Raw genomic sequence first — 1,941 nt, 5'->3', positions numbered from 1 at the left:
CTGTGAGTGTGTCCTGAACGTGAAAGGGAGTTATTGGTAGTGAACTTCTAATTGCGGTGCTGTGCGAGAGATGAAGGTTTGGCCCTTCGGAGCCGCCCTGCGGGGGGAGGCTTCAAACTACCTCATGCTGCGTTGGCTGAAGACCGTCGTGGTGAACGATGAGGAAAAGGCGTTGTAAGAGGCGCCAGGTGGGGACCGGAAAGACGAACGCAAGTGAATCGCTGCTGACGTGTCGAAATGCGAACAGGCGACATCAAAACCGGGGGGTTCACAGGCTCCCGGGATGAACCTGGCGGGTGCCCGTCTATTGGCCAGGTGGTGTCCGGCATGGAGGCGACGTGAGTCCGGTCTGCTGCTCTCGTACGGAACAGGAGAAGGCAGGTCCCGATACTCCCCGCTGCGGCGGGGGAGAGGGAGTGCTCCAAGCGGCAGAACTACCGTGAGGAGTCGAGTACCGATGCGGGTCCTGCTGGCGGACCGGTTCGTAGTAGTGATGAAGCCCCTGTAACGGGGGTGGAGCGAAGGGGCCGGGCCGCTCGTGACTGAGTTGATCACATCAACCGGAAGTTCTCCGGGAGGAGTGGGATGAGCCAGTTGAAGTCTCAGATCAAGCCGTTTGACATTTCGAAGTGGGAGGTTATGGAGGCATGGGAGGAAGTCAGGGATAACAAGGGTGCGCCGGGAGTGGATGGGCAGAGCATCGCCGACTTCGAGAAGGACCTGAGGAACAACCTCTATAAGGTCTGGAACCGAATGTCGTCGGGCTCGTACTTCCCGCCTCCGGTGCGCGCGGTGGAGATCCCGAAGCCGCACGGCGGCGGCACGAGAATGCTCGGCATTCCCGCTGTCGCCGACCGGGTGGCACAGACCGTTGCGGCCCGGTATCTGATGCGAAGGGTGGAGCCGATTTTCCACCCGGACAGCTACGGATACCGGCCCGGACGGTCTGCTCTTGACGCGGTGGGAAAGTGCCGGGAACGGTGCTGGAGGAAGAACTGGGTGGTCGAACTCGACATCCGGAAGTTCTTCGACAGCGTGCCCTGGGACCTGCTGGTCAAGGCCGTGGACGCTCACACCGACGCCGTCTGGGTGAAGTTGTACGTGCGCAGGTGGCTCGCCGCCCCGCTCGTCATGCCCGACGGCCAGCTGGTGGTACGGGAACGCGGGACGCCGCAGGGCGCTCCGGTGTCTCCCGTCCTGGCGAACCTGTTCCTGCACTATGCGTTCGACACCTGGATGGCCCGGAACTTCCCGGGCGTGCAGTTCGAGCGCTACGCGGACGACGTGGTGTTGCACTGCAACTCCGAGCATCAGGCCCACGAGGTCCTGGCGGCGCTGCGGGAGCGGATGGTCGAGGTCGGGCTGGAACTCCACCCGGACAAGACCCGGATCGTGTACTGCAAGGACGGCGTACGCCGCGGCTCCTACGAGCACGAGGCGTTCACGTTCCTCGGATACACCTTCCGCGCCAGGAAGAGCCGGAGCCGGCGCGGGAACCTGTTCCTGTCGTTCGACCCGGCCATCAGCAGGGAAGCCCTGACCAGGATCGGACGTGAGATGCGGTCGTGGCACCTTCACCGCCGCACCGACCTGACCTTCCAAGAGCTTGCCCGGCGGATCAACCCCGTGGTGGCGGGCTGGCTCAACTACTACGCCCGGTTCCGGCCGTGGGAGTTGTACGCCTTCGCCCTGCGCATCAACGTCTACCTGTTGCGCTGGATCCGCAAGAAGTACAAGCGGTTCGCAGGCAAGCGGAAGGCGCTAGCGAAGCTCCAGGAGATCGCACAGCGGTACCCCCGGATGTTCGCTCACTGGCGCCTTACGCCCAAGCAGAATGCCCTGTTGATCTGACGACCAGAGCGGCAAGAGCCGTGTAACGGGAGACTGTTACGCACGGTTCTGTGAGGGCCGGGAGGTGAGATCCCTCCCGGCTACTCGACC

Annotated in this window: 1 protein-coding gene; it reads left to right on the top strand. The window is 63.3% G+C overall.

The window, feature by feature from the left end; all coding sequences use genetic code 11:
- Window positions 1-585: 585 nt before the first annotated feature.
- Window positions 586-1,851 (top strand): group II intron reverse transcriptase/maturase, encoded by a 1,266-nt coding sequence (gene ltrA / locus ACWDAK_RS41100; RefSeq protein WP_427396341.1) that lies wholly within the window; start codon window positions 586-588, stop codon window positions 1,849-1,851.
- The last annotated feature ends 90 nt before the right edge of the window (window positions 1,852-1,941 follow it).

The sequence above is a fragment of the Kitasatospora sp. NPDC001175 genome (assembly GCF_053598215.1).
The sequence above is the reverse complement of the archived record's forward strand: the minus strand, read 5'-3'. Positions and strand labels throughout refer to the sequence as shown.

What these genes read in the sequence shown, in the direction of transcription:
- ltrA (WP_427396341.1), top strand. Translation starts at nt 586, where the DNA reads ATGAGCCAGTTGAAGTCTCAGATCAAGCCGTTTGACATTTCGAAGTGG.